Annotated in this window: 22 protein-coding genes and 1 pseudogene; 10 read left to right on the top strand and 13 right to left on the bottom strand. The window is 61.9% G+C overall.

The features are described from left to right. Positions 1–59: 59 nt before the first annotated feature. The 4 genes from E8E68_RS01620 to E8E68_RS01605 are packed head-to-tail and all read right to left on the bottom strand — an operon-like array spanning position 60 to position 5,174. Positions 60–263 carry a formate dehydrogenase subunit delta gene (locus E8E68_RS01620; protein ID WP_110746914.1) on the bottom strand — a complete coding sequence of 68 codons (204 nt, stop codon included), beginning with the start codon at positions 261–263 and terminating at the stop codon, positions 60–62. Then, positions 260–3,142, bottom strand: coding sequence for a formate dehydrogenase subunit alpha (gene fdhF / locus E8E68_RS01615; RefSeq protein WP_280339338.1), 2,883 nt, complete (start codon positions 3,140–3,142; stop codon positions 260–262). The genes E8E68_RS01620 and fdhF overlap by 4 nt, the downstream gene beginning before the upstream one ends. After that, positions 3,139–4,698, bottom strand: a complete 1,560-nt coding sequence (locus tag E8E68_RS01610; protein WP_266030788.1) for a formate dehydrogenase beta subunit — start codon at positions 4,696–4,698, stop codon at positions 3,139–3,141. The genes fdhF and E8E68_RS01610 overlap by 4 nt, the downstream gene beginning before the upstream one ends. After that, entirely contained in the window at positions 4,692–5,174 is a 483-nt protein-coding gene (locus tag E8E68_RS01605; RefSeq protein WP_266030790.1) for a formate dehydrogenase subunit gamma, read from the bottom strand. Before E8E68_RS01605 ends, E8E68_RS01610 begins: the two co-directional genes overlap by 7 nt. A 547-nt stretch (positions 5,175–5,721) precedes the next feature. Here E8E68_RS01605 and E8E68_RS01600 point away from each other — a divergent pair. Beyond that, positions 5,722–7,803, top strand: a complete 2,082-nt coding sequence (locus E8E68_RS01600; protein WP_266030986.1) for a TonB-dependent siderophore receptor — start codon at positions 5,722–5,724, stop codon at positions 7,801–7,803. Positions 7,804–7,945: 142 nt separating this feature from the next. Here the strand turns inward: E8E68_RS01600 and E8E68_RS01595 are convergent, their stop codons facing one another. The 6 genes and pseudogenes from E8E68_RS01595 to E8E68_RS01570 all read right to left on the bottom strand — a co-directional run bounded on the left by E8E68_RS01595 (position 7,946) and on the right by E8E68_RS01570 (position 13,123). Further along, complete coding sequence (locus E8E68_RS01595; protein WP_110746906.1) at positions 7,946–8,449, bottom strand: ProQ/FinO family protein; 504 nt, start codon at positions 8,447–8,449, stop codon at positions 7,946–7,948. A gap of 83 nt (positions 8,450–8,532) precedes the next feature. Then, positions 8,533–9,087, bottom strand: a complete 555-nt coding sequence (locus E8E68_RS01590) for an XRE family transcriptional regulator (RefSeq protein WP_110746904.1) — start codon at positions 9,085–9,087, stop codon at positions 8,533–8,535. Positions 9,088–9,226: 139 nt separating this feature from the next. Then, entirely contained in the window at positions 9,227–10,585 is a 1,359-nt protein-coding gene (locus tag E8E68_RS01585) for an aspartate aminotransferase family protein (RefSeq protein WP_280339333.1), read from the bottom strand. Between the two features lie 69 nt (positions 10,586–10,654). Then, entirely contained in the window at positions 10,655–11,428 is a 774-nt protein-coding gene (locus tag E8E68_RS01580; protein WP_266030794.1) for a gamma-glutamyl-gamma-aminobutyrate hydrolase family protein, read from the bottom strand. A gap of 74 nt (positions 11,429–11,502) precedes the next feature. Continuing rightward, on the bottom strand, positions 11,503–12,849 hold the full coding sequence (locus E8E68_RS01575; protein WP_280339330.1) for a glutamine synthetase family protein: 1,347 nt from the start codon (positions 12,847–12,849) through the stop codon (positions 11,503–11,505). 27 nt (positions 12,850–12,876) lie between these two features. After that, a pseudogene (locus E8E68_RS01570) lies at positions 12,877–13,123 on the bottom strand (helix-turn-helix transcriptional regulator). Between the two features lie 182 nt (positions 13,124–13,305). Here E8E68_RS01570 and E8E68_RS01565 point away from each other — a divergent pair. Together E8E68_RS01565 and E8E68_RS01560 are read left to right on the top strand one after the other, a co-directional pair. Continuing rightward, complete coding sequence (locus tag E8E68_RS01565; RefSeq protein WP_280339328.1) at positions 13,306–14,199, top strand: LysR substrate-binding domain-containing protein; 894 nt, start codon at positions 13,306–13,308, stop codon at positions 14,197–14,199. Between the two features lie 98 nt (positions 14,200–14,297). After that, the gene (locus tag E8E68_RS01560; protein ID WP_266030800.1) at positions 14,298–15,002 is read left to right on the top strand and encodes an SDR family oxidoreductase; all 705 of its coding nucleotides are present in this window, start codon (positions 14,298–14,300) and stop codon (positions 15,000–15,002) included. A 26-nt stretch (positions 15,003–15,028) separates the two neighbouring features. On the opposite strand, the gene E8E68_RS01555 is transcribed toward E8E68_RS01560, so the two are convergent. Next, positions 15,029–15,955, bottom strand: coding sequence for a LysR family transcriptional regulator (locus tag E8E68_RS01555; protein WP_280339326.1), 927 nt, complete (start codon positions 15,953–15,955; stop codon positions 15,029–15,031). A 106-nt stretch (positions 15,956–16,061) separates the two neighbouring features. Here E8E68_RS01555 and E8E68_RS01550 point away from each other — a divergent pair, with 106 nt between their 5' ends. Then, positions 16,062–16,520, top strand: coding sequence for a GFA family protein (locus E8E68_RS01550; RefSeq protein WP_110746888.1), 459 nt, complete (start codon positions 16,062–16,064; stop codon positions 16,518–16,520). A 202-nt stretch (positions 16,521–16,722) separates the two neighbouring features. Next, complete coding sequence (locus E8E68_RS01545; RefSeq protein WP_110746886.1) at positions 16,723–17,124, top strand: GFA family protein; 402 nt, start codon at positions 16,723–16,725, stop codon at positions 17,122–17,124. 151 nt (positions 17,125–17,275) lie between these two features. Here the strand turns inward: E8E68_RS01545 and E8E68_RS01540 are convergent, their stop codons facing one another. Then, positions 17,276–17,695, bottom strand: coding sequence for a hypothetical protein (locus E8E68_RS01540; protein WP_280339378.1), 420 nt, complete (start codon positions 17,693–17,695; stop codon positions 17,276–17,278). Between the two features lie 228 nt (positions 17,696–17,923). On the opposite strand from E8E68_RS01540, the gene chrA reads away from it, so the two are divergent. The 5 genes from chrA to arsH all read left to right on the top strand — a co-directional run bounded on the left by chrA (position 17,924) and on the right by arsH (position 22,152). Further along, on the top strand, positions 17,924–19,129 hold the full coding sequence (gene chrA, locus E8E68_RS01535; protein ID WP_280339376.1) for a chromate efflux transporter: 1,206 nt from the start codon (positions 17,924–17,926) through the stop codon (positions 19,127–19,129). Positions 19,130–19,284: 155 nt separating this feature from the next. After that, a complete protein-coding gene (locus E8E68_RS01530; protein WP_266030807.1) occupies positions 19,285–19,632 on the top strand; it encodes a metalloregulator ArsR/SmtB family transcription factor in 348 nt (115 codons plus the stop codon). 22 nt (positions 19,633–19,654) lie between these two features. Next, positions 19,655–20,938: an arsenic transporter gene (locus tag E8E68_RS01525; RefSeq protein ID WP_266030809.1), complete on the top strand. Its 1,284-nt coding sequence runs from the start codon at positions 19,655–19,657 to the stop codon at positions 20,936–20,938. 28 nt (positions 20,939–20,966) lie between these two features. After that, the gene (locus E8E68_RS01520) at positions 20,967–21,437 is read left to right on the top strand and encodes an arsenate reductase ArsC (RefSeq protein WP_110747506.1); all 471 of its coding nucleotides are present in this window, start codon (positions 20,967–20,969) and stop codon (positions 21,435–21,437) included. A 13-nt stretch (positions 21,438–21,450) separates the two neighbouring features. Beyond that, the gene (gene arsH, locus E8E68_RS01515; RefSeq protein WP_110747509.1) at positions 21,451–22,152 is read left to right on the top strand and encodes an arsenical resistance protein ArsH; all 702 of its coding nucleotides are present in this window, start codon (positions 21,451–21,453) and stop codon (positions 22,150–22,152) included. 93 nt (positions 22,153–22,245) lie between these two features. On the opposite strand, the gene E8E68_RS01510 is transcribed toward arsH, so the two are convergent. Beyond that, positions 22,246–23,283 (bottom strand): sensor domain-containing diguanylate cyclase, encoded by a 1,038-nt coding sequence (locus tag E8E68_RS01510; RefSeq protein WP_266030815.1) that lies wholly within the window; start codon positions 23,281–23,283, stop codon positions 22,246–22,248. Positions 23,284–23,556: the final 273 nt, after the last annotated feature.

Below are 23,556 nucleotides of genomic sequence, written 5' to 3'. Positions count from 1 at the left end.
CTTTCGCGCCACAAAGCCGCCCCCACAGCGATCGAGCAAGGTCTTGAGACCTGGTTCAGCTAGGCCAACGCCTCACGCACCTTCGGGTCCAGCCCCTCCCCTTCATTGGCTGCCGCCCACTCCGCCAGCTGCCGGCGCATCGCCGGCGTCCAGAAATTCTGCAAATGCTGGCGCACGCCCTGCACCGCCAGTACCCGATCGGGCTCGCTGTCGAAATAATGGGCAATCTGGTTGGCCATCTTGACCAGGTTGTCGCTGCTCATTGGCGTACCTCGGCTTTTTTCGCTGTACGCCGTTCCTGCAGCAGGCGTCGCTGCTCGTCACTGAAGTCCTGGTAGCGCTTCTGCCATTGCGATGGCTGGAACACCTTCACCACCTCCACCGCTGTCACCTTGTATTCGGGGCAGTTGGTGGCCCAGTCGGAATTGTCGGTAGTGATTACGTTGGCCCCCGACTCGGGGAAGTGGAAGGTGGTGTACACCACTCCCGGCGCCACCCGCGTACTGACCTTGGCGCGCAGCACGGTTTGCCCGGCACGGCTGCCGATGCCGACCCAGTCGCCGTCCTGAATACCTCGGCTTTCAGCGTCGGCAGGGTGGATTTCCAGGCGGTCGGCATCATGCCAGGCAACGTTGGCAGTGCGGCGGGTCTGGGCGCCGACGTTGTACTGGCTGAGGATACGGCCGGTAGTCAGCAGCAGCGGGTAGCGGTTGTTGACCTTCTCGTCGGTGGGCACATAACCCGTGAGCATGAAGCGGCCCTTGCCGCGCACGAATTGGTCGATGTGCATGGTAGGCGTGCCATCCGGCGCGGCGTCGTTGCAGGGCCATTGCAAGCTGCCGTGGCGGTCGATTTCCGCATAGCTGACCCGGCGGAAGGTCGGCGTCAGGCGGGCGATCTCGTCCATGATCTCGGACGGGTGGCGGTAGTTCATCGGGTAGCCAAGGGCGCCCGCGAGGGCCGCAGTGGCTTCCCAGTCAGCCTTGCCGGCCAGCGGTTCCATGACCTTGCGCACCCGCGAAATACGCCGCTCGGCATTGGTGAAGGTGCCATCCTTTTCAAGGAACGAGCTGCCCGGCAGGAACACATGGGCGAACTTGGCGGTTTCATTGAGGAAGATGTCCTGCACCACCACGCACTCCATGGCGAGCAATGCCGCGGTCACGTGCTGGGTGTTGGGGTCGCTCTGGGCAATATCCTCGCCTTGGCAGTACAGCGCCTTGAAGCTACCGTCCAGCGCCGCTTCGAACATGTTGGGGATGCGCAGGCCCGGGTCGGGTTGCAAGGTCACGCCCCAGGCGCGCTCGAACTCGGCCCGCACACCCTCGTTGGAAATATGCCGGTAACCGGGCAGCTCGTGCGGGAACGAGCCCATGTCGCACGAGCCCTGCACGTTGTTCTGCCCGCGCAGCGGATTCACCCCTACCCCTTCACGCCCGATATTGCCAGTGGCCATGGCCAGGTTGGCAATCCCCATTACCGCAGTGCTGCCCTGGCTGTGCTCGGTCACGCCCAGCCCGTAGTAGATGGCCGCATTGCCACCGGTGGCATACAACCGGGCGGCGGCGCGGATCTGCTCCGGGGGGACACCACACACCGGGCCGAGGGCTTCCGGGGCATTTTCTGCAAGGCTGACGAAGTCGCGCCAGCGGGCAAAGTCTTGGGTTTCGCAGCGGTCATCGATGAAACGCTGTGCCAGCAGGCCCTCGGTGACGATCACATGGGCCAGGGCGTTGAGCATGGCCACGTTGGTGCCAGGGCGAAGCTGCAAATGCAGCTCGGCGCGGGCATGTGGCGAGTCGACCAGGTCGATGCGCCGTGGATCGATCACGATCAGCCGCGCCCCCTGTCGCAAACGGCGCTTGAGTTGCGAGCCAAACACCGGGTGGGCGTCGGTGGGGTTGGCGCCGATCACCAACACCACGTCGGCCTGCATCACCGAATCGAAGCTTTGCGTGCCGGCTGATTCACCCAAGGTCTGTTTCAGGCCATAGCCGGTGGGCGAATGGCACACCCGTGCGCAGGTATCGACGTTGTTGTTGCCGAATGCCGTGCGCACCAGCTTCTGCACCAGGTAGGCTTCTTCATTGGTGCAACGGCTGGAGGTAATGCCACCGATAGAGTCACGCCCGTACTTGAGCTGGATGCGGCGGAATTCGCTGGCAGCGTAGGTAACCGCTTCGTCCCAGCTGACCTCCTGCCACGGGTCCTCCAGGTGCTTGCGAATCATTGGCTTGGTGATGCGGTCCGGGTGGGTCGCGTAGCCCCAGGCGAAGCGGCCTTTGACACAGGCGTGGCCGTGGTTGGCGCCGCCGTTCTTGTCCGGGACCATGCGCACCAGCTGGTCGCCCTTCATTTCTGCACGGAACGAGCAGCCCACACCACAGTAGGCGCAGGTGGTGATCACCGAACGTTCCGGCTGGCCCAGCTGCACCAGGCTTTTTTCCGTCAGGGTCGCGGTCGGGCAGGCCTGCACGCAGGCACCACACGACACGCATTCAGAGGCCAGGAAGTTGTCACCCCCCGCTGCCGACACCCGAGAGTCAAAACCGCGCCCGGTGATGGTCAGGGCGAAGGTGCCCTGGATGTCTTCGCAGGCGCGCACACAACGGCTGCAAACGATGCACTTGCTCGGCTCGTAGTCGAAATACGGGTTGGAAACGTCCTTTTTCTCGCCCAGGTGGTTGGCGCCGTCGTAGCCATAACGTACCTCGCGCAGGCCCACCTGGCCGGCTACGGTCTGCAATTCGCAGTTGCCGTTGGCGGAACAGGTCAGGCAGTCCAGCGGGTGGTCGGAGATGTACAGTTCCATCACATTGCGGCGCAGGCCGGCCAGGCGTGGGGTTTCGGTGCGCACCACCATGCCTTCGCTGACCGGCGTGGTGCAGGACGCGGGGTAACCGCGCATGCCTTCGATTTCCACCATGCACATGCGGCACGAGCCGAAGGCTTCGAGGCTGTCGGTGGCACATAGCTTGGGGATGCTGGTGCCAAGCATGGCCGCCGCGCGCATCACCGAGGTGCCGGCAGGCACGCTGATGGCGCGGCCGTCGATACTCAGGCTGACCTGCACGTCGCTGTCACGGGCCGGGGTGCCGAGGTCGCTGCTTTTATCAGAAGCGGGGTCGAAGAAATTGATCACTGTGCGGCCTCCGTGGTGGTCAGCCCGAAATCGGCGGGGAAGTACTTGAGGGCGCTGGCCACCGGGTAGGCGGTCATGCCGCCCATGGCGCACAGCGAGCCGTACTGCATGGTGTCGCACAGGTCGCGCAGCAACAGGGCCTGGTCGTGACGCTCGCCAAGCTCGCTGCTGGCGATCAGCCGGTCGACCACTTCCATGCCCCGGGTCGACCCAATGCGGCACGGGGTGCACTTGCCACAGGATTCCTCGGCGCAGAACTGCAGGGCAAAGCGCGCCATGCTGGCCATGTTCAGGGTGTCGTCGGCCACCACCACGCCGCCATGGCCGAGCATCGCGCCCATGGCAGCGAAAGCTTCATAGTCCAGTGGCGTGTCGAAGTGGCTGGGCGGCACCCAGGCGCCGAGCGGGCCGCCGACCTGCGCGGCCTTCAAGGGCCGACCGCTGGCCGTACCACCGCCATACGCTTCCACCAGTTCGCGCAGGGTCAGGCCGAAGGCCCGTTCCACCAGGCCACCCTGGCGAATATTGCCGGCCAGCTGAAACGGCATGGTGCCCAGCGAGCGGCCCATGCCGAAGTCGCGATAGAACGCTGCGCCCTTGGCCAGGATGATTGGCACCGAAGCCAGGGTGAGCACGTTGTGCACCAGCGTCGGCAAGCCGAACAGGCCTTGCAGTGCAGGCAGCGGCGGCTTGGCGCGGACAATGCCGCGCTTGCCTTCGATGGACTCGAGCAGTGCGGTTTCTTCGCCGCAGATATAGGCACCGGCACCCACGCGCACTTCCAGGTCGAACGCCCGGCCGCTGCCGCCGACATTGGTGCCGAGATAACCGGCTTCGCGGGCGATGGCGCAGGCCTGGCCGAGCACACGGATGGCGTCTGGGTATTCCGAGCGCACATAGATGTAACCCTTGTCGGCACCCACGGCGAGGCCGGCAATGATCATGCCTTCGATCAGCAGGAAAGGGTCGCCTTCCATCAGCATACGGTCGGCAAAGGTACCGGAGTCGCCTTCGTCGGCGTTGCACACCACGTACTTCTGCCCCGCCCCGGCATCACGCACAGTGCGCCACTTGATGCCGGCAGGGAACGCTGCACCGCCACGGCCGCGCAAGCCGGAATCGAGCACGGCAGCGACCACATCGGCACCCTCAAGCGCCACCGCAGCCTCCAGGCCGGCGAAGCCACCGTGGGCGCGGTAGTCGTCCAGCGACAACGGGCGGGTTATGCCGGCGCGGGCGAACAGCAGGCGTTGTTGAGTCTTCAGGTAGGGGATGGCTTCAACTGGCCCCAAGGCCAGCGAGTGGCCGCCAGGTTCGCCAGCCAAGGCATCGAGCAACCCCGGCACGTCCTGCGGCGTGACCGGGCCAAACCCCAGGCGACCTTGCGCGCTGTCGCTTTCGATCAGCGGCTCCAGCCAGTACAGCCCACGGGAGCTGGTACGCAGGATTTCCAGTGGCAACTGGCGGCGCTCGGCTTCGCGCTGCAAGGCATCGACAACCTGATCGGCACCCACGGCGCGGGCAACCGAATCACAGGAGATGTACAGCTTCAGCATGTCGCGTCCTCCCGGCAACCGTCGACCAGGGCACGCAGCCGCTCCGGGGTCAGGCGCGCGTGTAGCTGGCCATCGAGCTCCAGCGCCGGCGAACAGGCGCAGGCGCCCAGGCAGTAAACCGGGCGCAGGCTGATGGCGCCGTCGGCACTGGTGCCATGGTCGTCCAGTGCCAGTTGCTCGCGCAGTTGCGCGGCCAGGGCTTCGGCGCCACGGCTCTGGCATGACTCGGCGCGGCACAGGCGCAAGGTGTGGCGTGCCGGTGGCGCAGTCCGGAAATCGTGATAGAAGCTGATAACCCCGCGCACCTCGGCCAGGCTGAGGTTGAGGGCATGGGCAATTTCAGGTACAGCGGCATCGGGGATGTAGCCCAGGTCCTGCTGGATGGCATGCAGGATCGGCAACAGGGCGCCGGGGGTACCCTGGTCGCGGGCCAGAATGCGTTGGATAACGGGCAGGTGGAGCAATTCATCAGGCATACAGCGGACCTCGGCATCACGGACCCTGCCCGATCATTGTGCGGGCAGATGTCCGGCGTGTTCTGCTGCGGCACGCCGACCACGTCACGGTTGCGCGGTAGCGGCGGCCTCCTCGCCCCCGGCCGCGCATCTGTGTGCGCTGGTCCGAAGGCATCCTGCAAGCATGGCACTTGTGGGGCCGGGGGGTTGTGTGCGAGCGACCAGGCGCATTCTGAAACCGACCGTTGGTTATCGATGGAGCGCCAGTCGGGGTGCCAAGTGCACGCCGTGAGGTTCGAGGTGACCATGAACCAGGCGCCACCCCGTCAGGATCACGGCGTGCCCTTGCCCTCCACCGCCTTGGCCGTTTCCTGCTTCGCGGGTAAACACATGCCACTCGGCCACGCCAGCCACGTCCCGTCTTAGCGATACGTGAACAAGCATGAAAAATTATTTATCAAGATGAATTATCATTTGGTTTGAATTCTCATTATCATCGCGAGCACACGCCACAATCACTTCCCGCCCCAGGACTCGCCCCTTGAAACGTCACCTTCCCGCCCGCCTGCTGCTGGCCGGCGCATGCAGCGCCCTGCCCGTCGTTCACGCAGCCGACAACCTGACCCTGCCCGCGACCCAGATCGACAGCACCCGCGAACCTGTTGATGGCACCAGCCAAGGCTACGAGGGCCGGGCTTCTTCCAGCACCACCAAGCTAGGCCTGACCGACAGGCAGACGCCACAGGCCGTGACCACCATTACCCGGCAGGCACTGGACGATTTCAAGATCACCGGTATCAAGGACGCCTTGCGGGCAGCACCGTCGGTAACCGTCGAGCAAACCGAAACCGACCGCACCGAGTTCACCTCGCGCGGCTTCGATATAGGCACTTTCGAGTACGACGGCATGGGCATGCCTTTCGTCAGCAGCACGCTGGTGGGCGACCAGGACCTGGCGGAATACGAGCAGATCGATGTGCTGCACGGCGCCAACGGCTTGATGAGCGGTGCCGGCAACCCGTCTGCCACGGTCAACTTCGTGCGCAAACGGCCCACCGACACCTTCCAGGCTCAAGTCGACACCAGCGTCGGCTCGTGGGACAGCCGGCGCATCGACATCGACGTGGGCGGCCCGCTGACCGACAGCGGCAATGTGCGTGGCCGCTTCATCTATTCCCACGACAAAGGCAACTCGTGGATGGACCGCTACAGCCACGAGCGCAATGTGGCCGCTGGCCTGCTGGCATTCGACGTGTCCGACGCCGACACCGTGACGGTGGGCTTTTCCCAGCACAACAGTGACTCCAATGGCAGCACCTGGGGCAACCTGCCACTGGTGGACAGCAACGGCAATGCCATCCACTACAGTGGGCGCAGCAACAGCATCGGGCAACCCTGGACCTACTGGAACCTGCACACCCAGCGGGCCTTCGTCGAGCTCAAGCATGATTTCGGCAATGACTGGAACGCCACGCTCACCGCCACCGGGGTGCAGGAAAAACAGAACACCAACATGCTCTACGTTGGCTCGGTCACCGGTGATGTCGCCGACGCCTATGCCAACCATACGCGCAGCGAAGCCCACCAGTTGCTGGGCGAGGCCAAAGTGCAGGGCCCGTTCAGCCTGTTCGGACGCGAGCATCAGCTGACCTTCGGCGCCGCCTATGGCCGCACGCACCAGAAAGGCCAGGAGTACGACGAAGACCTGGAGCACGGTAGCGCCTTCCAGACCTCGTTCCCAGGGATTCTGGCGGGTACTACGCCCATGCCCGCGTTCGGCGTCACCAGCGAAACCCTGGGGCAGAATTTTCAGGACACGCAAAAAAGTCTGTACGCCGGGGCACGCTTCAGCCTTGCCGATGACCTGCACTGGATCGCCGGTGCACGCATGCTCAGCGCCGACGGCAAGGGCGATAGCTATGGCACGGCGCACGACACGCGCGAGCACGGCAAGATCACGCCCTACACAGGCCTGGTCTACGACCTGAACGACGCCTGGAGCGTGTACGGTAGCTGGACCAAGATCTACAACCCGCAATACGTGTCGGGCAGCGATAATTCGGTACTCGACCCGCTGGAAGGCAAAAGCATGGAGGTGGGTGTCAAGGGCAGCGTGATGGATGAGCGCCTGCACCTGACGGCAGCGCTGTTCAAGACCGAGCAACGCAACGTGGCGGTGGATGCGGGGTACAACGGCATTCAGGAAATCTACACAGGCGAAGACTACAAGAGCCATGGCGTCGAGCTGCAGGCCTCTGGCGAGGTCATGCCCGGCCTGGACGTGCTAGGCGGCTACACCTATGTGCGCATCGACGATGACAATGGCGAACGGGCGCGCAAGTATGTGCCCACCCACAGTTTCCGTGGCATGGTCACCTATCGGCTGCCGAGCCTGCCGCAGATGAAAGTCGGCACCCGCCTCAGCTGGCAGACTGCAGTCGAGAACGATAGCAACAGCGCCATCCACCAGAACGCCTACGGCCTGGTTGATTTGATGGCCAGCTACGACATCGACAGTAACTGGAGCACGTCGCTGAACCTGAATAACGTCACTGACCGCAAGTACCTGTTGTCGCTGTATAACAACGCGACCACAGCCAGCTATGGTGCTCCGCGCAACCTGACGGCTTCGGTGACGTGGAAGTATTGAAGCACCAGGTAATGTGTGTCAGAGCGGGGCCACGAAGGCGACACCGCGCTGGATTGCACAGGCTGGACTGCCCCCGCACGTTGGAGACAGCTCCATCGAGCGGCGGCAGTCCAGGCAGGCGAAGGGCAGCGTGCGACTGGATTCAGTCGGCCGCCTGCACCGCTGCGGTGTCGGCCACCGGGGCCTGCGCTTTTGCCTTCGCCCGATTGCGGCGGTCCTGGCTACGCTGCCGCGAAGCTTGTTGCTTGGCATGCAGTGCCTGGGCGGCGGTCACGGTACCCGCAACCTGGCCAGCCAAATCAAGGCGCGGTGCGTTCTCTTGCATGCTCGCCCAGTAGCGGGAGCCCCGGCACCAGGTGGAAATACCCAGCTTCAGCTGTTCGCGGGTTAGGCCGAGCAGTTCAAGGTGTTGCTCGGCATCCTTGAAAATGCCCTCCTTGAGCGGCACCTTGGGGGCCGGGTTGACCGGGAAGGCCAACGGAAAATGCTTCTGCAAAGGCCAGATCGCAGCCACCGCCGGATCCTGCTCACGCGGCTTCGCCTGCGAGGACGGCTTGCGCTTTGGCTGTTTCGCGCTCTCGGCCTTTACCTGCTGTTTTTCCGCCCGCAGGCGGTCGCGTAGCTCTGCTAGTTGTTCAAAACCCATCGTTCAATTCACTGCTTGAAGTTGATTGCGTGGTGCAAGGATAACAAATGCAGCCCCTACAGTGTTTGCAGGTCATCTTTCCATCAGCTGAACACCCAAAGCACACGCGTGGGCTTGTCGGTGAGGTTGGCATAACGAAAGCTGGCATGAGGCTGCAACTGGAAACTGTCACTGGCGCGCAGCGTTACCGGTTCACCGCCGTCCAGCCACACCGTCAGTTCGCCCTCGAGCACGAAGCAGCCTTGCTCCGAGCTATCATCCAGGTACTCCTCGCCGCTGCTCGCCCCCGGGTCGAGGTGGCTGTCGAGCATGGAGAACGCGCCACTGATCGTGGGGGATGCCAGTACATCGGTGATGCCACCCGCCAGGTGCAGGGTACGGCGTTCGTGAGGGCGGGTGACCCAGTCGAGTTCGCGGGGCTTGTCCAGCTTGTAGAAATAGGCCGTGGAGACGCCGAGCTCCTCGCTGATTGCCGTCAGGTCTGCCACGGTCGGGCGCGATACTCCGCGCTCGACCTGGGACAGAAAGCCCACCGACCGGCCGATGCGCTGAGCCAGCTCGCCCAAGGTCAGGCCCTTGAACTTGCGCAGGTCGCGAATCAGTACGGCCAGGCCTTCGATCTCTTCGTGCACTTTCATAGTTGAATCGCGACTTTCGGACGGGAAAATAATGCCCTGAAAAGTACAGGATTCAATTCGCAAAGCAAGTGCTTCACACAGCACTCGACGCGGTCGCCCGCCGGAGCGGCCGCGCGGGGGCTGGACGATAGGCCCGTCCTTAGCGAACAGCCTCGTAGGTCAGGTCCAGGCACTTACGCGCCTTTTCCACCAATTCGTCGATCTCTTCGGTGCTGATCACCAGTGGCGGCGCGATGATCATGGTGTCGCCCACCGCGCGCATGATCAGGCCGTTGTCGAAGCAGTGCTGGCGGCAGATCATGCCCACGCCTTTGCCTTCATGGCGGGTGCGGGTGGCCTTGTCTTTCACCAGTTCGATCGCACCGAGCATACCAAGCCCGCGCACTTCGCCGACCAGCGGGTGGTCGGCCAGTTCGCGCAAGCGCTGCTGCAGATAGGGCGCGGTCTTCTCTTGTACCTGCGCAATGATCTGCTCGTCACGCAGGATGCGCAGGTTTTCCAGCGCCACTGCCGCCGCCACCGGGTGGCCGGAATAGGTGAAGCCGTGGTTGAAGTCGCCACCCTCGCTGATGACCTTGGCCACCTCGTCACCCACGATCACCCCGCCCATGGGGATATAGCCAGAAGTCAGGCCCTTGGCGATGGTCATCAGGTCAGGCTTGAGGTCATAGTAGTCGCTACCGAACCACTTGCCGGTACGGCCGAAGCCGCAGATCACTTCGTCGGCAACGAACAGGATGTCGTACCTGGCGAGGATCTCCTTCACCTTCGGCCAGTAGCTGTGCGGCGGAATGATCACGCCGCCGGCGCCCTGGATCGGTTCGGCTATGAAGGCAGCGATGTTGTCTTCGCCCACTTCGAGGATCTTCTTCTCCAGCTGCTCGGCTGCCCACACACCGAACTCGGCCTCGGTCATGTCGCCGCCCTCACCGAACCAGTAAGGCTGCGGGATGTGCACGATATCCGGGATCACCCCGCCTTGCTGGTGCATGCCGCTCATGCCACCCAGCGCGGCGCCTGCCACGGTGGAGCCGTGGTAGCCGTTGACACGGCCAATGATCACCTTCTTGCTGCCCTGCCCCTTCAGTGCCCAGTAATGCCGGACCATACGCAGTACGGTGTCATTGCCTTCGGAGCCGGAACCGGTGAAGAACACATGCCGCATGCCTTGCGGGGCCACGTCGGCAATTGCCTTGGCCAGCTCCAGCGCAGGAGGGTGCGCGGTCTGGAAAAACAGGTTGTAGTAAGGCAACTGCTTCATCTGCTGGCTGGCAACCTCGGCCAGCTCATCGCGGCCATAGCCGACCGCCACGCACCACAGCCCAGCCATGCCGTCGAGAATCTTGTTGCCTTCGCTGTCCCAGAGGTACACGCCCTTGGCCGAGGTGATGATGCGCGGGCCCTTCTTGGCCAGCTGTTTCACATCACTGAAGGGGGCCAGGTGATGGTCACGGCTCAGCGCCTGCCAGGCCTGGGTCTGCGAATTCTGTTCACTCATTGTCTTCACTCCATCAGTTTGCGCAGCCGTGCTACGCGGGTACTTTCTTGTGGTTGGAAATGCCGCGGCTCAGGCGCTCAGCAACAGCCGCTGGCGCAGCACCGAGCGCTGCCGACAGGCCTTGCCAAACGACTGGAAGAGGGTCAGGTACTGCGGGTTATCCATGACCTGGAACTCGGGGTGCCACTGCACGGCCAAGGCAAAGCCCTTGGCGTTGTCGACCGAAATGGCCTCTACCAGGCCGTCCGGCGCCAACGCTTCCACCCTCAGCCCAGGGGCCAGTACATCAATGCCTTGGCCGTGGATGGAATTGACGTCGAAGATCGCCGGCAAACCCATGCGGTCAAGCAGGCCGCCAGGCTGTACGTGCATGGTATGGCGAGGGCCATATTGCTTTTCGATCGGCTCGCCCTTGCCTTCGCGGTGGTCCATGAACACGCCAGCCTCGTGAACTTTCTGGTGCAGGGTGCCCCCCAGCGCCACGTTCATTTCCTGAAAACCTCGGCAAATGCCCAGTACCGGCACGCCGGCGGCGATAGCCGCACGCATCAGCGGCAACGTGGTGGCATCTCGCAGCGGGTCGTGCCGGGTACCCTCGGCACTGGTCGGACCGTTGTAGTGAAACGGCTCGATGTTGGACGGCGAACCGGTGAAGATCAGCCCGTCCACTACGTCGAGGATATCGGCGCTGTCCATCAGTTCGCCCAGGCTGGGTATTACGATGGGCAGGCCACACGCTGCCTTGGCTGCCGCGCGCGCGTACTTCTCGGCGATGGTCTGGGTGGCATGCTGCTCAATCATGCTGGTGCATGCGGTAATGCCAATAACGGGCACACGTGGCATATCTTCCTCCGGCAAATCGGTATTGCGCGTGGTGTTGAAAACGTGGGGTTGACGGTGTCGTCCGAACGCTGCAGCTACAGGAACCAGCGGTATTCGCGGGCATCGATGTGGCGCATGAAGTCCAGTTGCTCCTGGTATTTGTTCTCGCAATAGACCATCACGAACTCACTGCCCAGGCCTTGGTTGAGCACCGGGTGGTGGCGCATCGCGGCCAAGGCACTGAGGGCATCCTTGGGGAAATCGATGCCGCTCTGGCGGTTGTCATTCAGTGGCGCAATGGGTTCGACGCCGCGGTCCAGGCCGTGCTCCATCCCGGTCAGGATGGCCGCCAGCACCAGGTACGGGTTGGCGTCCGCGCCGGCCAGGCGATGTTCGATACGCAGGTTCCGCGGGTCGGACTCGGGGATGCGAATGCACGCATCGCGATCCTCGAAGCCCCAACTGGCCTTGCTTGCCGCATTGACCATGGCCCCATAGCGGCGGTAGGCATTGTGGTTGGGGGCAAAGATCGGCATGCAGTGCGGCAGCAGCTCCAGGCAACCCGCCACCGCATGGCGCAGCTTGCGTTGTTCTGCGCTCGCCAGGATGTTGTTGCCTTCGCTGTCATACAGGCTGACATGCACGTGCATGCCGCTGCCCGGTGCATCCAGATACGGCTTGCTCATGAAGCTGGCGCGATAGCCGTGCTTCATCGCGATACCGCGGGTACTGCGGCAGAACAGCGCTGACCAGTCCGCCGCACTGAGGGCATCTTCACTGTGCGAGAAGTTGATCTCGAACTGGCCTGGGCCCAGTTCGGCGGTGATGACGTTGGCCGGCACGCCCTGCTCGTTGGCGCCATCGACCATTTCGTGCAGCACCGACGAGAATCGCGACAGGCGCTCGATGTGCATGTTCGGCTGGTCGTCTTCGTCGCCGGTCGCCGTGTCGCGGGGGTACTGTGGCAGGCCGTTGTCCAGCTTGCGGTCAAACAGGTAGAACTCCAGTTCGAACGCCACTACCGGGTGGATCCCGCGCCGGGCCAGGCGCTGTAGCACGCGGGCCAGCACCTCACGGGGCTCGAACTCGATCGGCTCGGCGGTGCCATCGGAGGTGATCAGCATCTGGGCGACCACTTCCTTCTCCCAGCGCACCGGCTTCAAAGTACCTGGGACCAGTCGCCGCGCGGCATCCGGGTCGCCATCGGCGAAGCAGTAGTCACCGATCGGGTAGAGGCCACCCTGGGTCCCCAGCAGCACGCAGTTTTGCGGCAGCTTCAGCGGCGCGCCGGCTGCGACTTTTTCCAGCATGTCCATGGGATAACGCTTGCCGTAGAAGTGCCCGGGAATGTCCAGCGCAATCAGGTCGACATAGCGTATCGCCGGGTGCTGCGCCCGGAACGAACGCACTTCAGTCAGCAGATCCGGAAAGATGACACTCATCTTCTTATCCTTGTGAGGTGAACGAATTCAATTGAAGACCCAGAGCACGCGGGTGGGCTTTGCCGTCAGGTTGGCGTAACGGAACTGCGCGTGGGGTTGCAGCTGGAAGCAGTCGGATGCTGCGGGGTTTGCTCAGGTTGTAGAAGTAGGCGGTCGATACGCCGAGCGCTTCGCTGATCGCAGTCAGGTCGGCAACGGTCGGGCGCGACACTGCGCGTTCGACCTGGGACAGAAAAAGGATCGCGAGGGCTTCGACCTCTTCGTGCATCTTCATCGCTTCGGACTGCCGTGAAATTTTTAGAGTTATTTTTCATGAAAAATTACACGGAAAATTTCACTAGTCAAGCCGCCCACCTGAAATGCGCACACCCGAACCGGGGGCCGACACGGGTTTCTTTACAGCGTTTCAAGGAGTAGCCTCGCCGGTGAGACTTCCCAGCCCGGCCCTCCATCGTCATGCCAAACGGTTTCCCAGCACTGCCTTCGCTCAATGCACTCCGTGTGTTTGAAGTGGTTGCCCGCCACCTCAACTTCCGCCTTGCTGCCGAGGAACTGGGGGTGACCCAGGCAGCTGTCGCCCAACAGATAAGAGGGCTGGAAGCGAGTTTGGCGCTTCGTTTGTTCCAGCGCCTGCCCCGCGGTCTGGCGTTGACCGATGCGGGTGTGGGCTACAGCGGCAGCATTCGCAGTGCCTTGGCCATGATCGATGAGGCAACCCGCCTGCTAAGGCCGCAAGCTGCGCACCTTACGGTCAGCGTTACCCCGACCTTTGCCTCGAAATGGCTCATTCCCAGGCTGGGCAACTTTGCCCAGAGCCACCCGGACATCGATCTGCGTGTGCTGGCCACGGACAGGCTTTCCCACTTCAACACCGATGGCGTGGACATCGCTGTACGCTATGGCCAGCCCGAAGTTGGAGCGGGCCTGAACAGCGAGCTCCTGATGGAACAGTGCATCGTTGCCGTGGCCAGCCCCAGGTTGCTTGAAAGGCACGAAGGTCCCGTCAGCTTCGAGCAACTGCAGGACTTCGTCATGCTTCACGATGCCCATGATTTCTGGCCTAGGTTCCTTGCACAGCTGTTTACGCAGCATGCTCAACCGACAGCCAGGCATCTGCGGTTCAACCAGACCTCATTGGCCATCGATGCAGCCATCGGTGGCCAGGGCATTGCCCTGGCCAGCCTGGCATTCGTCCGTGATGACATCGCCGCGGGCAGGCTGACCCAGGTCTTCACTGAGCAGATGAGGCTCGACAAGTCGTTCTACCTGGTATGGCCACGCAAGATGCAGCAGCCAGATTCGTTGACCGTGGTACAGCGGTGGCTGAAACAGCAAGTTGCCGATAGTTAATCTACTGCCACGGACAATTTCAGCTACCTCCCTCGCTGCAAGAGCTACTGCTAATGTGAATGCACTCACGTAACGGCATTCAATTTTTGGGAGGCAGCATGTCAGTAGAAAAAGTAGCGATCATCACCGCCGGTGGCAGCGGCATGGGCGCAGCGGCAGCCCGCCGCCTGGCCGCCGACGGGTTCAAGGTTGGCATCCTCTCATCTTCCGGCAAAGGCGAGGCATTGGCTGCCGAGCTTGGCGGCATTGGGGTAACCGGCAGCAACCAGTCGGTTGCAGACTTGCAGCGCCTGGTCGAGGCCGTGGTGGAAAAATGGGGCCGTATCGACGTGCTGGTCAACAGTGCCGGCCACGGTCCACGCGCCCCCATCCTGGAGATCAGCGACGAGGACTGGCACAAGGGCATGGAGACCTACCTGCTCAATGTCATTCGCCCGACGCGTCTGGTAACGCCGTACATGCAACGCCAGAAGGGCGGTGTGATCATCAATATTTCCACCGCCTGGGCGTTCGAGCCGAGCGAACTGTTCCCGACTTCGGCGGTGTTCCGCTCAGGCCTGGCCGCATTCAGCAAGATCTTCGCCGACAACTTCGCAGCGGACAACGTGCGCATCAACAACATCCTCCCCGGCTGGATCGATAGCCTGCCGGCCACCGACCAACGGCGTGACAGCGTGCCGCTCAAGCGCTACGGCACCAGCGACGAAATCGCTGCCACCATCGCATTTCTGGCCAGCGAAGGTGCTGCCTACATCACCGGGCAGAACATCAAGGTCGATGGCGGCGTAACACGCAGCGTCTGATTGAACGGGAGCGCAGGGCGTCGCTATTACCTGGTAGTCAAGCCGGAAGCGAGCTTGCTCCCGCGACTATCTGCTTCCAGATAGTGATGCAGTTTGTCACCCAACACTTCGAACGCTTTGACGATCCGTTTTATCTTGCGAAGGTCACTGTGCATCGCGATCCACACATCGACGTCAAAGCCGAAACTGTCTGGCAGTACGTGTACCAACCCGTGGCTTCGGGCGATGGGCGCCGGGCACAGACCGAAGCCCAACCCCGCCTTCAGCGCAGCCAGTTGCGCGAGGTGGTGATCGGTGGCAATCACGAAATGCTGGCCGGCTTCACACAGCCCGGCATCCACCAGGCGGCGAAGGTCGGCTGAGCGTCTGTCCGGCCCGATCAGCGGCCGCTGGCGCAACGACATCAGGCTCTCGGGGTCGCCGTAACGCGCCAGGCAGGCAGCACTGGCATGAATACCGACCCGCAAGCTGCCGACGCGCCGAGCCACGATATCCGCTTCTACAGGGCGCATCAGGCGTACGGCTATATCCGACTGCAGCCTGGCGATGTCTTCCAGTGCGTCCCCAATGCTTAGCTCAAGCTTCAGCCCCGGGTGGCTGTAGTGGAAGCTTTGCAGTAGAGCGGGCAGCACCTCTACCCCCAGCAATTCGCCACAGGTCAGCCTTACCGTGCCGTGGTCCATCGATGTTTCAGCGCTGGCCGCGCGGTTGAAGGCTTGCGCAGCGAGATCCATGGCTTCGGCATGGTCAATAAGGCGCCGCGCCCCGCTGGTGGCTGTCAAGCCCGTGGGCGTGCGGGTAAACAGGCTAAAACCCAGAGCCTGCTCAAGGTTGTCGAGGCGTCGGCGAGCCGTCGCTTGTGCTATCCCCAACAGCTTCGCAGCACCGCTCAGGCTGCCGGAGCGCAACACCGCGAGGAACACCTGCTGGCTTTCCCATTCAAGGGTGTTCATACATTCCTGACCAACGGTTGCTCCTTTTTTGCGCTTCTGCCCAAGCGTGTGAACAGGGGATCATGTGCCCTGTACTTTTCCGTGCGCCATTGTAAGGAGTCGACGCATGAGATTCACCGGTCAATGCCAATGTGGGCTCGTCAAGGTCGAAATCGCAGCGCAGCAACTGCCCGCGCTGTATGCCTGCCATTGCCTCAACTGTCAGCGCTGGAGCGGCAGTTCATTCGCCTTGCATATGCTATGCGCAGCGTCAGCAGTGGGGGTGGCGGGCGAAACGGCGACCTACGTGCGTGAGCACCAAGGGCACACGTCCAGGCAGCATGCCTGTGGCGTGTGTCACACCCGGCTGTTCAATGAGACCACAGCAGCGCCCGGCATGCGTGTGGTGCGGGCCGGGATGCTGGAGGGGTCAGAGCATTTCGAGCCGGTTGCGCACATCTGGACACGACGCAAGCAACCGTGGCTGGTGTTGCCGCCAGCCACTGCGCAATGGGAGGAAAGCCCGACGCCCGAGGCATTCGCCGCCGCACTGGGGTCTCAGCCTCGCCATACCCACGCATCATGACGTTGATAAGCTGTTTGCACATTTTTGACCCTTTTTTCACACGCTGTGCGAGACATTAGCTACATCCCCTACGTGTGATAGACCTTGCCCGCCTAGCAGCGGGCTTTCTTTTGCCCGCAACTTCCCCTGGCTCGCGAGCAGCCAGTCGACTACCCAAGCCAGGTCAGCTACGCTGGCCCTTCCCTCCTGCACGGAAGCGCCAATGAGCGAGACATACCAAGGAAGCTGCCTGTGCGCAGCGGTCGGTTACCTGTTACTCACCCCACCCAAAGCAGTGAGCCATTGCCATTGCAGCCAGTGCCGCAAAAGCCACGGAGCCGCGTTCGCCTCGTACGGCAGCGTACCGCGCAACATGCTGCGCATTGTGCGCGGTGCCACCAGCATCAAGCGCTTTGCCTCTTCACCAGCAGTCGTGCGCGAGTTCTGCACAGCGTGCGGCTCTAGCTTGTTCTGGTCACGCTCCCAAGGTGAGTTTGCCGGCTGGGTTTCCATAGCGCTGGGTACGCTTGATACACCGTTCCTGCCCAGGAAGCAGAAACATATACACCTCGATTCCGCTGCCCCATGGCATACCCCCTGCAGCCCTGCCCTTCAGCCTGGCTGACAGTGCAAAGCCCCCTCGTGTGGCCCGTGCACCTTTGATGATCGGGCCCTGTCTATTCGCAGTCGACGCCAGGCCATCGCGGGCACAAAAAAGCCCAGCACACGCTGGGCTTTCTGCACACTAAAGCGGGTACCGCATAAAGGCTTTCAAATCATCGATCATTCTTTGAAGATGAGCCGACAGCGTTGCTGAGACCTTTTGCATTATGATCGCCTGGAGTCGTGCCAGAGATGGCCGTGGATTTGGACAAACCGCGAGTATCCTTGGAGTGAGCGATACCCGAGGTGGTGGTTCCATGACCGTTGTCGCTGTTGCGCGAGCTGCCGTACCGATTGCCGCTTACGCCATGATCGCGTGTCGCCTTTCCAGCGTGATCGCTTGCGAGGCCTTTACCATTTCCGCTATGTCCGCCCTTGCCTCCTCCGTGCCCACCGCCGTTACCTCCGCCATGACCGCCACCGCCACCACCTTTGGCATAGGCTGAACTGATTGGGGAGATATCGGCAGGCAAGAATGCCGTCAGCCCAAGTGCCAGTGCACAAGCAAAGACAGCAACCAAGGGTTTTCTCAATTTATTCGGCTCCAAAGGCGCGGGGATATACAGCGTCGCATTCTGACCTGAGGCAAGCATTTAAGTTCTGGCATCCCGACAGAATGCTTATTGCTCGTGAAAACAACTACAGGCGTAAAACATGAGGTGCCGCATCACGTACCCGATTGATAGTCTCAGCCGAATGGCAGAAGCTGTAACGTGCAAGTCGGGCGGCGGACGGCCGCATCCAATGGTGAGCCCATGAGCATGTCCGTTTCCCTCCAGACCAGCCGCAGCGCCTGGGCAGTGTTCCTGATTTTTTTGCGCCTGGGGCTGACATCCTTCGGCGGCCCAATCGCCCACCTCGGCTATTTCCGGGATGAATTCGTGGTACGTCGACAGTGGCTAAGCGAGCGCTGCTATGCCGATTTGGTCGCCCTTTGCCAGTTTCTACCGGGCCCCGCCAGTAGTCAGGTTGGCATCGCGGTTGGGCTGGCGCGTGCAGGCTACGGCGGCGCACTGGCTGCATGGGTGGGGTTCACATTACCTTCCGCGGTCGCACTGATACTCTTCGCGCAGGGTATCGCCAACCATGGCGACGCCCTGCCTGCTGGCGCACTGCACGGTTTGAAAGTTGTGGCCGTGGCGGTCGTCGCTCAGGCGGTGTGGGGTATGGCGCGCAGCCTGTGTCCGGATGCGCCTCGTATCACGCTCATGGCAGTGGCGACCTGCTTCATGCTGCTGTTCCCCTCGGCCTTGGCGCAAGTCGGGGTCATTGTTATGGCCGCAGCAACGGGGCTGTTGCTGTTCAAACCGCAGTCATGTGGCGCTCATGAGCCACTGCCCATTGGCATTCGGCGTGGCGTCGGTGTTTTCTGGCTTTGCCTGTTCTTTGCGTTGCTGTTGGGTTTGCCGATCCTGGCGGGTTGGCATACATCCCCGTTAGTGTCGATGATCGATGCCTTCTACCGCGCCGGATCGCTGGTTTTCGGTGGCGGGCATGTAGTGCTGCCGTTGTTGCAGGCGGAAGTTGTGCCTTCTGGCTGGGTCGATAACGATGCCTTCCTGGCTGGCTATGGGGCCGCGCAGGCTGTTCCGGGGCCACTATTCACCTTCGCGGCCTTTCTTGGCGCCTCTATGAACCAGGCGCCCAATGCCTGGTCAGGAGGGCTGATCTGCCTACTGGCGATTTTCGCGCCTTCATTTTTTCTGGTGGCCGGCGCCTTGCCGTTTTGGGAGCATTTACGCCGCAATGCACGTACTCAAGCGGCCCTGCAGGGCATCAATGCTGCTGTCGTAGGTTTATTGCTCGCCGCGCTCTATCAACCGGTCTGGACGCGTGCAATTCACGCTCCACAAGACTTTGGCCTGGCGTTGATTGCACTGATCGCCCTGCTGTTCTGGAAGCTACCAGCGTGGTTGGTCGTGCTCGGCAGCGGCGTGCTGGGGGCGCTGTTGAATAGCGCTCCGTGAAACCATGAGGTCAGCTGGCTGCCTTTACCATTAGCCTCGCACAGGCAGTGACCCAATACCTGACCGGCTCCAGATAGCCGTTTATTGCGCAGACGTGCTTGCACGAAACATATGGAAATACGTATATTCGATTTTCCATATATCTTGGTGCCGCCATGATCTCTCCACCTGATGTCTTCAAGAGCCTGTCTGATGAGACCCGCGCTCGCGCCACCCTGCTGATCTTCAGCCTGGGAGAGCTGTGCGTCTGTGAACTGATGTGCGCACTGGACGATAGCCAACCCAAGATCAGCCGCCACCTCGCACAACTGCGCAGCAGTGGCATGCTGCTGGACCGTCGTCAGGGGCAATGGGTGTATTACCGCCTCAACCCGGATCTGCCTGCGTGGGTGCACGACATGTTGCAGGTGACCTTGCTGGCCAACTCGCAGTGGCTGGCAGACAACTCCCTTCGGCTGAAGAACATGGACGGCCGCCCCGTCCGTGATCTCGCCTGCTGCTAATTTTCACCAAGCGAGATTTCTCATGCTGGTCGCAATTGCCGTCTTTGTTTTCACACTCGTTCTGGTTATCTGGCAGCCCAAGGGCCTGGGCGTCGGATGGAGTGCTGCGCTAGGTGCCATTATCGCGTTGATTGTCGGCGCCGTTTCGCTGCAAGACATTCCAACCGTGTGGGCCATCGTCTGGAATGCCACCGCGACCTTCATCGCGGTCATCATCATCAGCTTGCTGTTGGACGAGGCCGGGTTCTTTGAGTGGGCCGCGCTGCACGTGGCACGCTGGGCGAACGGCAGCGGCTACCGCCTGTTCGCCTTTTGCGTGCTGCTCGGCGCCGCGGTATCGGCGCTGTTTGCAAACGATGGTGCGGCGCTGATCCTGACCCCCATCGTCATGTCGATGCTGCTCGCGCTACGTTTCTCGCCTGCTGCGACACTCGCCTTTGTCATGGCCGCGGGCTTTATTGCCGACACCGCAAGCCTGCCGCTGGTGGTCTCCAACCTGGTCAACATTGTGTCGGTCGATTACTTCGGCCTGGGTTTCGCTGAATACGCGTCGGTGATGGTGCCGGTGAATATCGCCAGCGTGGCGGCCACCCTGCTGGTCCTTTTGCTGTTTTTCCGCCGTGATATCCCGAAACATTACGCGCTCGATGCGCTGAAGGAACCGAGCGAGGCGATTCATGACCCCGCCACCTTCAAAGTCGGTTGGTGGGTACTGGTGGGGTTGCTGACAGGCCTGTTCGCACTGGAGCCTATGGGTATCCCCATCAGTGCGGTGGCTGCCGTCTGTGCAGCAATTCTCTTCGCCGTTGCCGCTCGCGGCCACCGCATCTCAACCCGCCGAGTGCTGCGGGAAGCGCCGTGGCAGGTGGTGATCTTCTCCCTCGGCATGTACCTGGTGGTGTACGGGCTGAAGAACGCCGGCCTCACGGACACGCTCACCCACCTGCTCGACCGGCTGGCCGAACAGGGACTGTGGAGCGCCACTATTGGCACAGGGTTGATCTCCGCGCTGCTGTCCTCGGTCATGAACAACATGCCCACCGTGCTGGTTGGCGCGTTGTCAATCCAGGCCAGCGAGGCGCAGGGGCTGGTGCGTGAGGCGATGATCTACGCCAACGTCATTGGCTGTGACCTCGGCCCGAAAATCACCCCCATCGGCAGCCTCGCCACGCTGCTCTGGCTACACGTGCTGGAGCGCAAAGGCATGCGCATCACCTGGGGCTACTACCTCAGAGTCGGGATCATGCTGACCCTGCCGGTTTTGCTGATTACCCTTTCGGCCCTGGCCCTGCGCCTGAGCCTCTAAGATCCACCAAGAAGCGGAGGAGTCTTCCATGCGAGTCCTGTTCATGTGCACGGCCAACAGCTGCCGCAGCATCCTTTCCGAGGCCCTGTTCAACCACCTCGCTCCGGCAGGTTTCGAAGCGATCAGTTCGGGCAGCTTCCCCAAGGGGCAGGTATTGCCCCGTAGCCTGAGCACCCTGGAGCAAGCCGGTATTTCGACTGCTGGCCTGAGCAGCAAGGGCAACGACGCATTCGAGGGCAACCCACCGGACATTGTCATTACCGTCTGCGACAAGGCTGCTGGCGAAGCCTGCCCGGTGTATTTCGGGCCCGCGCTGAAGTCGCACTGGGGGCTGGAAGACCCATCGGATGTGGTGGGTGACGAGGCCCAAGTCAACGCGGCTTTCCACGCCACGCTGGCCCACATCGAATCGCGCTGCCGGGCCTTCTTCGCCCTTCCGTTCGCTAGCCTCGACCGTGATCAGCTCAAGCACGAGCTGGATCGTATCGGCACGCAATAAGCAGGAGTCAGCAATGTCCGAGCATCTCCCTAACATCGACCTCGCGTTGTTCGACCTGCCACCGACGGCCACCGTTGCCAGCGAGCACAAACCACGCATCCTGCTGTTGTATGGATCCACCCGCGAACGCTCCTTCAGTCGCTTGCTGGTGGAAGAAGCCGCACGCCTGCTGGAACACTTCGGCGCCGAGACCCGTACCTTCGACCCTTCAGGCCTGCCGCTGCCTGACGATGCGCCGGTGGAGCACCCCAAAGTGCAGGCGTTGCGTGAGCTGGTGCAATGGTCGGAGGGCCAGGTCTGGTGCTCGCCGGAGCGCCATGGAGCGATGTCTGCGGTGTTCAAGGCACAGATCGACTGGATTCCCCTGGCGTTAGGCGCCGTTCGTCCCACCCAGGGTAAAACCCTGGCGGTGATGCAGGTGTGTGGCGGCTCGCAGTCGTTCAACGTCGTCAACCAGTTGCGGGTGCTTGGCCGCTGGATGCGGATGTTCACTGTGCCGAACCAGTCGTCGGTACCCAAGGCCTACCTGGAGTTCGATGAAGCCGGGCGCATGAAACCGTCGCCGTACTACGACCGCCTGGTTGATGTCATGGAGGAGCTGGTGAAGTTCACCTTGCTGCTGCGCGACCGCAAGGAATTCCTGGTAGACCGTTATTCGGAGCGCAAAGAAAGCGCTGAACAGCTATCGGCTCGCGTCAACCAACGTTCGATCTGAATCGAAAGATGCCTGGCTGGCCGAACAGAAACATGACACGAAGCTGCATTCACGAAGGGAAGGTATCGGGTAAGAGATGACCGAGGGCGAAGCTCACAAGGTCGGCGGTGCATACACAACCTGGTCTCGCCCTCCCTTTTTTGCGGCGTAAAGTGCGCTGTCGGCGCGCCGCAATGCATCCTCTATTTGCTCGCTTTCGGCGACTAGCGTACACCCCACACTGAGGCTCACCCGCAGTGGGCCGCTAAGGAGCTCCATCGGTCTGCTGCCGATAAGCTGGCGCACGCGCTCCGCGATTCGCATAAGCTCGTCACCGTCCTTTACACGCAGCAATGCGACGAATTCCTCACCGCCCTGGCGTACCAGCAAATCATCGGGGCGAAGAGCAGCTCGCAGGCGACGCGCACACTCGCAAAGCACCTGGTCGCCGCCAGCATGACCGTACTTGTCGTTTACAGACTTGAAGTGGTCAAGGTCTGCATACAGAGCACCCAGCCACAGACCTTTTTCCGTAGCCAAACGGCGTTCACGATCCTTGAAGGCGACCAACGCGCCACGGTTCCAGAGCTGAGTCAGCGGATCAACCAAAGCCTTGCGTTGCTCACGGTCCATTTCAAGCCGCAAGTCGTGGTTGGCCTGCGTCAGACTGCGCAGTTGCAGATAACCCTCTGCCAGCGTGGCCAAGTCTCTGAAGGTGGCCTGTTCGGCCTCACTCAGCAGGCGTGGGCGAGGGTCGAACATGCATAAGGTTCCGATCGCTTTGCCATTGCCAGCACGCAAGGGGTGCCCGGCGTAGAAACGGATATAGGGTGCACCAACGACCAGCGGATTATCCGAGAACCGCGAATCGTCCTCGGCGTTTTCCACTAGCAGGGTGTCGTCACCCAAGATGGCGTAGCCGCAAAACGACACATTGCGCGGGGTCTCGCTTACGTCCAGCCCAACCCTGGCCTTGAACCATTGCCGATCGTGATCGATCAGGCTGATCAGCACAGTGTCCACGTGCGCCACTTCCTGAGTGAGCCGCACCAGGGTATCGAGGTAATGCTCAGCCGGTGTATCCAGCACATTCATTTCGTCGAGGGTACGCTGGCGCAGCGCTTCGTCAGTCGGTAGAGGACAAGCCGGCATGTCTTTTCTCCAGTCCATGGGTGGGGAGTATCTGCGAAAGGCGCAAATACAGGACTTACTCTAGACAGTGGATTGCATAAGATCTAAACCATCAGTCGCTACGCAAGGTGCTGGCCGAGGAGATCAATGTGCGACCACTTTCGATCCATGGCGGTCTCTGAAATGCTGGTTGGCTCGCCCTGTCATTAACAGGCCAGGCAAGGTCTCTGTGGGAGCGGGCTCGCCCCGCGAACACGGGCATAGCCCGTGGCAGACATCTCCATTTTTTGGGCC

It is taken from the genome of Pseudomonas sp. BN607, from assembly GCF_029871175.1.
GTDB lineage: Bacteria > Pseudomonadota > Gammaproteobacteria > Pseudomonadales > Pseudomonadaceae > Aquipseudomonas.
Note: the sequence above shows the minus strand (reverse complement) of the source record. Positions and strands in the feature narration are given on the sequence as shown.

Excerpts from the sequence above, each read along its gene's own strand:
- E8E68_RS01620 (WP_110746914.1), bottom strand. The coding sequence starts at position 263 with ATGAGCAGCGACAACCTGGTCAAGATGGCCAACCAGATTGCCCATTAT.
- E8E68_RS01610 (WP_266030788.1), bottom strand. The coding sequence starts at position 4,698 with ATGCTGAAGCTGTACATCTCCTGTGATTCGGTTGCCCGCGCCGTGGGT.
- E8E68_RS01605 (WP_266030790.1), bottom strand. The coding sequence starts at position 5,174 with ATGCCTGATGAATTGCTCCACCTGCCCGTTATCCAACGCATTCTGGCC.
- E8E68_RS01595 (WP_110746906.1), bottom strand. The coding sequence starts at position 8,449 with ATGGGTTTTGAACAACTAGCAGAGCTACGCGACCGCCTGCGGGCGGAA.
- E8E68_RS01590 (WP_110746904.1), bottom strand. The coding sequence starts at position 9,087 with ATGAAAGTGCACGAAGAGATCGAAGGCCTGGCCGTACTGATTCGCGAC.
- E8E68_RS01585 (WP_280339333.1), bottom strand. The coding sequence starts at position 10,585 with ATGAGTGAACAGAATTCGCAGACCCAGGCCTGGCAGGCGCTGAGCCGT.
- E8E68_RS01580 (WP_266030794.1), bottom strand. The coding sequence starts at position 11,428 with ATGCCACGTGTGCCCGTTATTGGCATTACCGCATGCACCAGCATGATT.
- E8E68_RS01575 (WP_280339330.1), bottom strand. The coding sequence starts at position 12,849 with ATGAGTGTCATCTTTCCGGATCTGCTGACTGAAGTGCGTTCGTTCCGG.
- E8E68_RS01565 (WP_280339328.1), top strand. The coding sequence starts at position 13,306 with ATGCCAAACGGTTTCCCAGCACTGCCTTCGCTCAATGCACTCCGTGTG.
- E8E68_RS01560 (WP_266030800.1), top strand. The coding sequence starts at position 14,298 with ATGTCAGTAGAAAAAGTAGCGATCATCACCGCCGGTGGCAGCGGCATG.
- E8E68_RS01555 (WP_280339326.1), bottom strand. The coding sequence starts at position 15,955 with ATGAACACCCTTGAATGGGAAAGCCAGCAGGTGTTCCTCGCGGTGTTG.
- E8E68_RS01550 (WP_110746888.1), top strand. The coding sequence starts at position 16,062 with ATGAGATTCACCGGTCAATGCCAATGTGGGCTCGTCAAGGTCGAAATC.
- E8E68_RS01545 (WP_110746886.1), top strand. The coding sequence starts at position 16,723 with ATGAGCGAGACATACCAAGGAAGCTGCCTGTGCGCAGCGGTCGGTTAC.
- chrA (WP_280339376.1), top strand. The coding sequence starts at position 17,924 with ATGTCCGTTTCCCTCCAGACCAGCCGCAGCGCCTGGGCAGTGTTCCTG.
- E8E68_RS01530 (WP_266030807.1), top strand. The coding sequence starts at position 19,285 with ATGATCTCTCCACCTGATGTCTTCAAGAGCCTGTCTGATGAGACCCGC.
- E8E68_RS01525 (WP_266030809.1), top strand. The coding sequence starts at position 19,655 with ATGCTGGTCGCAATTGCCGTCTTTGTTTTCACACTCGTTCTGGTTATC.
- E8E68_RS01520 (WP_110747506.1), top strand. The coding sequence starts at position 20,967 with ATGCGAGTCCTGTTCATGTGCACGGCCAACAGCTGCCGCAGCATCCTT.
- arsH (WP_110747509.1), top strand. The coding sequence starts at position 21,451 with ATGTCCGAGCATCTCCCTAACATCGACCTCGCGTTGTTCGACCTGCCA.
- E8E68_RS01510 (WP_266030815.1), bottom strand. The coding sequence starts at position 23,283 with ATGCCGGCTTGTCCTCTACCGACTGACGAAGCGCTGCGCCAGCGTACC.